General features: G+C 69.9%; 6 protein-coding genes. 2 read left to right on the top strand and 4 right to left on the bottom strand.

The genetic code is table 11. The annotated features are described in order from the left end of the window. Window positions 1-25 precede the first annotated feature (25 nt). Entirely contained in the window at window positions 26-772 is a 747-nt protein-coding gene (gene lolA, locus D7W81_RS38205; protein WP_120560287.1) for an outer membrane lipoprotein periplasmic chaperone LolA, read from the top strand. A gap of 15 nt (window positions 773-787) precedes the next feature. Then, a complete protein-coding gene (locus tag D7W81_RS38200) occupies window positions 788-2,206 on the top strand; it encodes a hypothetical protein (protein ID WP_120560286.1) in 1,419 nt (472 codons plus the stop codon). An 83-nt stretch (window positions 2,207-2,289) separates the two neighbouring features. Here the strand turns inward: D7W81_RS38200 and rimO are convergent, their stop codons facing one another. The 4 genes from rimO to D7W81_RS38180 are packed head-to-tail and all read right to left on the bottom strand — an operon-like array spanning window position 2,290 to window position 7,023. Continuing rightward, window positions 2,290-3,690 (bottom strand): 30S ribosomal protein S12 methylthiotransferase RimO, encoded by a 1,401-nt coding sequence (gene rimO / locus D7W81_RS38195; protein ID WP_438503398.1) that lies wholly within the window; start codon window positions 3,688-3,690, stop codon window positions 2,290-2,292. 33 nt (window positions 3,691-3,723) lie between these two features. Then, window positions 3,724-4,839, bottom strand: a complete 1,116-nt coding sequence (locus D7W81_RS38190; RefSeq protein WP_208721640.1) for a hypothetical protein — start codon at window positions 4,837-4,839, stop codon at window positions 3,724-3,726. 15 nt (window positions 4,840-4,854) lie between these two features. Continuing rightward, window positions 4,855-5,352: a YajQ family cyclic di-GMP-binding protein gene (locus tag D7W81_RS38185; protein ID WP_120560284.1), complete on the bottom strand. Its 498-nt coding sequence runs from the start codon at window positions 5,350-5,352 to the stop codon at window positions 4,855-4,857. A gap of 30 nt (window positions 5,353-5,382) precedes the next feature. Next, window positions 5,383-7,023 (bottom strand): ribonuclease J, encoded by a 1,641-nt coding sequence (locus tag D7W81_RS38180; RefSeq protein WP_120560283.1) that lies wholly within the window; start codon window positions 7,021-7,023, stop codon window positions 5,383-5,385. Window positions 7,024-7,086 lie beyond the last annotated feature (63 nt).

Raw genomic sequence — 7,086 nt, 5'->3', positions numbered from 1 at the left:
CACCACAGCCGCCCCCACCGCGCCCGTGGCGAAGCCCGCGGCCACCGCCAAGGCCCCTGCCGCCGCGCCGCAGCCCGCCGCTCCCAAGGATGCCGGCACGGCCGCCATGCCCCCTGCCGCGAAGTCTGGCGACGCGAGCGTGGCCGCGAATGCCGCGAAGCCCGCGCCGAAGCCGATGGCGCCCGAGGTGAAGACGCTCGTGGACCGGATGCAGGCCTTCTACGAGAAGACGGGCGACTTCAAGGCGGGCTTCAAGCAGGACTACAAGTACAAGGCCTTCCGCCGCACGCAGACGTCCACCGGCACGGTGACCTACAAGAAGCCGGGCCTGATGCGCTGGGAGTACGAGAACCCGTCCAAGCGGACGTTCGTGCTCGCGGGCAACAAGGTGTACATGTACGACCCGGAAGCGCAGACGCTGTCGGTGGCGGCGATGGACACCAGCAAGCTGTCCGCGTCGGTGACGTTCCTCTTCGGCCAGGGGAAGCTGGCGGACGAGTTCGCCATCTCCAAGGGCACCTGCAAGGACTGCAAGGGCACGCTGCTGGTGCTGGATCCGCTCAAGGACGAGCCGCGCTTCCGCCAGGTGCGCCTGGAGGTGGACCCCTCCACGGCGCAGGTGCTCAAGAGCACGGTGGTGGACCCCGACGGCAGCGAGAACACCATCGCCTTCCTGGACCTGAAGACGAACGTGGGCATCGCGGCGGACAGCTTCAAGCTGAACCCGCCCGAGGGCACCCGCGTGGACGACTTCACCAAGAAGGCGCAGTAGGACGGCCCGCCCTCCATGCGCGGCGTGCTGCTGGCGGGATGCGTTCTCTTGGGCGCGGGGTGTCACTCCTCCGCGCCCCCAGGCCCTTCACGTCCCACGAGCCTCGTGGGACAGACGCTGCCGCTCCTGTCCTCGCCCGCGCTGCGGCTGACGGTGGCGGGACGGTTGGGGAACCGGGCCGTGCCGGTGGTGCTGGACGTCACGCGGCCGCTGTCGCTCGTGTCCACCAGCTGTTTCGGCGGTGAGCCGCCCGTGCCCGCCGGCACCGCGCGCGTGCCGGAGCCCTCTGGGGGCCATCGTTCCTGGCCGGAGGTGCCAGCCCCGCCGCTGACGGTGGGCCCGGTGTCGCCGCCCCTGCGCACGCTGCTGCTCTCCGGTGAGACGGGCTGCTCGGTGACGTTGGGGCAGGACGTGCTGGCCCCTTATGCCCTCACGGTGGATCCGCTGCGCCGCGAGGTGACCTTCACCGCGTCGCATCCCCGGGAGGCCTACGCCGCGGAGCTGCGCGCGACGGACGCGGTGCGCGAGTCGCAGGTGGTGGAGCTGAGCCGCGAGCCGCTGGGGGACTGGCCGCTCCTGGCCGTGCAGGTGACGCAGGGGGAGGCGAGCCTCACCGGTCCCTTCGTGCTGGGCACGCGCGAGCCCTTCTCCCGCCTGGCGGTGGACCCCGCGCTGGGGCAGGGGCTGCAGCCCTTGGAGACGGCCGCGGGCCTTCCGCCGCGCACCTTCGCGGTGGACGCGGTGGAGGTGGCGGACGGCCTGGGCGTGAAGCCCCTGGTGATGGAGGCCGCGGGACGCTGGCCCTCGCAGAGCACCCTGGGCCGCCTGGGTCCGGACGTGTGGGGCCGCTTCACCGCCACCGTGGACGCGCAGGGTGGGGCGCTGGTGCTGCGCAGGCCCCACGTGCGGACGCCCGAGGGCGGAGGCCGCCAGCAGTGCGCGGGCGAAGGCGGCGTGTTCAGCGAGGAGGCCTGCTACGGGGTCTTCGTGCGCGCGGAGCCGGACGGAGCGGTGGCCCTGTCCGGCGCGGTGTTCCGGGATGTGCCAGAGGGGATTCGCCTGTACGTGGAGCCCCGGGGCGCGGACGGTCAGCGCCTGGAGACGGGCTGTCAGGTGGGCCTGAGCTTCCCCACCGCCACGCGCGGCGCCAACACGCAGCACCGGCTGCCGTGGGTGTCCCTGGCGAAGGCCCTGCCCGCGTGCCACGTGGCGCTCCAGGGAGCCCGGAGCTACGCCGTGTCGCTGGTGGAGGAGGGGCGCCAGCCCGAGTGCCCCACGACGTGCGCCTTCGTCACGGAGTCCGCGTCGCGGCGCACCGTCTGCGAGTGCCAGCCCACGCCGCTGGGTGAAGGCGTGGCGGTGCCCACGAAGGGCTCGGGCCCGCAGCCGCCACCCGTCGAGGAGCGCGAGCTGGAGCCCGAGGATCCGAAGTAGGGCCCACGAACGGCTCGGGCCCGCGACCGCCTCCGTGAGGGAGGACGGGGCGGGCCCGGGGCACGGCTTTCGTAAGATGCGGACTACTCTGGCCGCGGCTCCGGCGGACGCACCATGGCCTTCAGCGGGATGGGCGCGGGGTGGGCTTCGCGCGGCGTGTGCTCGCGCTGCTTCGGATCCGGACGCTCCACCACGCGGGCGATGAGGTCGTAGTCGTGCGCCTCCGTCACCTCCACGGTGACGAACTCGCCCGGGTACGCCAGGCCGTCGTTGATGTAGACCTGCCCGTCGATTTCAGGCGCCTGGCCCTCGTGGCGGCCCACCAGCAGGTGCTCGGACTCCTCGCTGGGGCCCTCCACCAGCACGGTGAGCTTCTGGCCCACGAGCTTCTTGTTCTGCTCGCGGTTGATGCGCTTCTGGATGGCCATCACCTCGCGCCAGCGGCGCTCGATGGTCTTCGCCGGGACCTTGTTCGGCAGGTCGAACGCGGCGGTGTTCTCCTCGTCCGAGTACTGGAACACGCCCAGGCGCTGGAAGCGCTGCTCCTTCACGAACTCCTTCAGGAGCTCGAAGTCCTCCTCCGTCTCACCCGGCAGGCCGACGATGAGCGAGGTGCGCATCACCAGGCTCGGCACGCGCTCGCGCAGCTTGCCCAGCAGCTTCTTGAGGAACTCCGAGTTGCGGCCGCGCTTCATGGACAGGAGCAGCTTGTCGCTGGCGTGCTGCACCGGCATGTCCAGGTACTTGGCGATCTTCGGCTCGGTGGCGATGACGTCGATGAGCTCGTCCGGGAACACGCGCGGGTAGGCGTAGTGCAGGCGGATCCACTTCACGTCCACCTTCACCAGCTCCTTGAGCAGCTCGTGGAGCTTCGGCTTGCCGGGCAGGTCATGCCCGTACGCCGTCAAATCTTGCGCGACGAGGTTCAGCTCCTGCACGCCGCTGTCCGCCAGGTTCCGCGCCTCCGCCACGATGTCCTGCACCGTGCGCGAGCGTTGGCCGCCGCGCAGCGTGGGGATGATGCAGAACGCGCAGGCGTTGTCGCAGCCTTCTGAAATCTTCAGATACGCCGTGTACTTCGGCATCGAGTTGATGCGCGGCGTCTCCGCGTTGTGGATGTAGTCCGGATCCGGAATCACCTGGCGCGGCGTGGCCTCCGCCGCCAGCAGGTCGCCAATCTGGGCGTACGCGCTGGTGCCCAGGAAGTGGTCCACCTCCGGCATCTCCTGCGACAGCTCCTGGCCGTAGCGCTGGGACAGGCATCCGGTGACGACGAGCGTCTTGCACGAGCCCGACTTCTTCAGCTCCGCCATCTCCAGGATGGAGTCCACCGACTCCTGCTTCGCCGGCCCGATGAAGGCGCACGTGTTGACCACGATGACCTCGGCCTCCGAGGCCTCCTGCACGAGCGAATAGCCGCGGGTGCGCAGCGTGCCCAGCATCACCTCGGAGTCCACCCGGTTCTTCGGGCAGCCGAGGGTCATCATGTACAGGCTCTTGGTCTCTTCCACGCGCGTCTACCGCTTTCCCAGTTGCGTCCGCTCGAAGTGGTCCGCACTCCAAACGAAGTTGATGATGGCGCCGTTCGAGTAACCGATGTTCAGCGCTCCCTGTTCTTCCATCTCCACCGAGGTGGCGCGACCCAGCGCACAGGTGGCGGCCGGCCAGTCGAGCACTCGCTGGGCTGTCTTCCCCGATACGACATAGAGCCCCATGCGGAGCTCGTCATCGGAGTCGCATTGACCCTCGACGGCATAGGGATTCTTCCCGGTAAGCACCGTAACGACCGGCCGTCCGTCCGGCAGGCTCAACGCCTCCGGCAGGTTCACGCCCATCTTCGTGGCGTCCACGGCGGTGGGGGCCACCAGCGCGCGCAGCGAGGCGGGGGTGAGGGCTTCCTCTCCCTGGGCCCAGTCCGGGTAGCTGAGCATTCCCCAGCCCAGCCAGCCGGTGGGGGCCGCCTCCAGGGCGGTGACGCTGGCGGAGGGCTTGAGCTTGAGGTTCTTGCGCGCCTCGTCCGGCAGGCGCAGCGCTTCTCCCTCCGGCATCGTGCCGCCCTTACAGTTGGACACGGGCACCACCTTGGCGCCCACCTGGTCCTGGTCCTCGTAGGTGATGCAGAGGTCCATGACGAGCGGATCCACGGCGGGGAAGCGGGGCAGCGCGCGCACGGGCACCATGGCCACCACGGACAGCGTGTCGCCCTGGCGGTGCACCGCGGCGTTCACCAGGCCCTGCGCGAACTTCGGCGTGTTGCTGTCCGCCCCGGAGGTGCGCTGGCCGTCGAAGGCGAAGCGGTAGGAGTAGCCCGTGGCGGTGGGCCCCGAGTCCGGGAAGTAGAGCGTGAGGGTGATGACGTCACCCGCGAGCAGCTGGTTGTCCGTGGCCTCCACGCCCACGAAGAGCGTGTCCTTGCGCCAGCCCACCCGGGCGGAGAAGTTCGCGGTGGCGCCCTCGGTGGACAGCGGTTTGAGGACCAGCGGCGAGCCGAAGTCCTTGAGCCCCTTCTCCGGACGGGGCGCCTTCTTGAGCACGGGCACCGGCTTGCTGGGCCGGGGCGCCTCGTCCTGCGCGAACGCGGCGGTGGCGAGGAGCAGGCAGAGGGGCAGGGGGACCAGACGGGCGGCGTGCATGGCGGAAGGGCGCCTCTAGTCTCGGAAGTTGGTGAACTGCATGTCCAGGCTGAGGCGGTCCTGCTCCTTGCGGAACAGCGCCATGGCCTCCTGCAGGTCGTCGCGGTTCTTGCCCGTGACGCGGAGCTGATCCGCCTGGATGGAGCCCTGCACCTTGATCTTCGAGTCCTTGAGCACCTTGATGAGCTCCTTGGACTTCTCCACCGGGATGCCCTGCTGGAGCTTGATGGGCTGCTTGACGTTGGACAGGCCCGTCTTCTCGATGTCGCCGAACTCCAGCACGCGCAGGCTGATGCCGCGCTTGGCCAGCTTGCCGAGCAGGACCTCCTTGGCGGCCTGGAGCTTCTCCTCGCTGTTGGTCTTCAACGTGAGCGAGGTGTGGTCCGGGGCGATGTCGATTTCGGCCTTCACACCCTGGAAGTCATAGCGGGTGCTGAGCTCCTTCCGGGTCTGATTGACCGCGTTGTCGAGTTCAGCCAGGTCGATTTTGGAGATGACGTCGAAGGAGGGCATGGGGGGAACCTTTTCGCGCCCTTAACATACCTACACCCGGACGACCAAGGGCACCACCAGGGTCCGCCGGGAGGTGTGCTGCTTGAAGGCCCGCTTCACCGCCTTCACCAGCTCCTCGCGCACCAGGGCGTCGTCCCCGCGAAGCAGGGGGTTGAGCTCCTCGAAGAAGGCCCGCGCGTCCTGGGCCACCCGGGAGAGCACGCCCTGCTCGTCCGGGTTGAGGCCCTGGCCGGACAGCTGGGGCCCCGCCACCAGGGCCTGGGTGTCGCGCCGGAGCACCACCGCCGCGGCCACCACGCCCGTCTCCGCCAGCCGGTTGCGCTCCACCAGCGTCTCCGGCGTCACCACCCCGTCCCCGGAGCGCTCCATCATGATGCGCCCTGAAGGCACGCTGCCAGTGAAACGGCCCCGCCCCTCCTCGAACGTCACCACGTCCCCGTCGTGAGCCAGCAGCAGGCCTTCCGCCGTCATGCCAGCCTCGCGGGCGGTGGTCAGGTGTCGGTGCAGGTGCCGGACTTCCCCATGCACGGGGACGAAGTTGCGGGGGCGCACCAGCTCCAGCACCCGGCGCTGCTGGGGGCGGCTGGCGTGTCCGGAGACGTGCACGCCGGGCTCCACCTGGGCGTAGACGATGCGGGCGCCGCGCCAGTGCAGTTGGTCCAGCAGCGCGCCCACGGACCGCTCGTTGCCGGGGATGGGGCGGGCGCTGACGATGACGGTGTCGCCGGGCTCCAGGCGCACGGGCCCGTCACCATTGGCCAGCTGGGTGAGGCCCGCGCGCGGTTCGCCCTGCGCGCCGGTGGTGAGCACGGCCACGCGGTGGGGCGCCAGCTTCGGCACGCTGTCCAGGTGCACGAAGAGCGAGTCGGGCACGTCCAGGTAGCCCATCTCCCGCGCCAGCTCCACGTTGCGCACCATGCTGCGGCCCTGGAGCGCGACGAGCCGGCCGGTGCGCTCGCACAGGTCCAGCAGGTGGCGCACCCGGTGGAGGTTGGAGGAGAACTGGGCCACCACGATGCGGCCCTTCGTCTCGTGGAAGAGGCGCTCGAAGGTGGTCTGCACCACGCGCTCGCTGCCGGTCTCCTCGACGTGCTCGGAGTTGGTGGAGTCCGACAGCAGGCACAGCACGCCTTCGTCGCCTGCCTCGCCCCAGCGCTCCAGGTCCGTCTTGAGGCCGTCGATGGGGTCCGGATCCAGCTTGAAGTCGCCGGTGTGGATGACGGTGCCTTCGGGCGAGCGGACGATGAAGCCCACCGCGTCCGGCACGGTGTGCGTCACGCGCGTGGCCTCGACCTTGAAGACGCTGCCCACGGGGAAGGGCGTGCGCGGCTCGATTTCGCGCAGGTCCGCCTTCACGCCCAGCTCCTCCAGGCGGTTGCGCGCGAGCGCGAGCGTGAAGCGGGTGCCGTAGATGGGGACCGGCACGTCGCCCAGCAGGTAGGGGAGCGCGCCGATGTGGTCTTCGTGGCCGTGCGTGAGGAGCACGCCCTTGAACTGGGCCGCGTTGCGCTTCAGGTGCGTGAAGTCCGGGACGATGATGTCCACGCCGGGCATTCCCGCAGTGGGGAACATCAGGCCGGCGTCGATGAGCAGCATCTCCCCACGACAGGCGAGCACCATGGCGTTGAGGCCGATTTCGCCAAGGCCGCCCAGAGGGATGACGTGGAGCATGTGTCCGGAAGTCTAAGGGCCCGGCCCCTCCAACGCGTAGGAATCCGCACACCCCGCCACCCC

The organism is Corallococcus aberystwythensis, from assembly GCF_003612165.1.
Classification (GTDB): Bacteria; Myxococcota; Myxococcia; order Myxococcales; family Myxococcaceae; genus Corallococcus; species Corallococcus aberystwythensis.
This window is presented reverse-complemented; position numbering and strand designations above follow the sequence as displayed.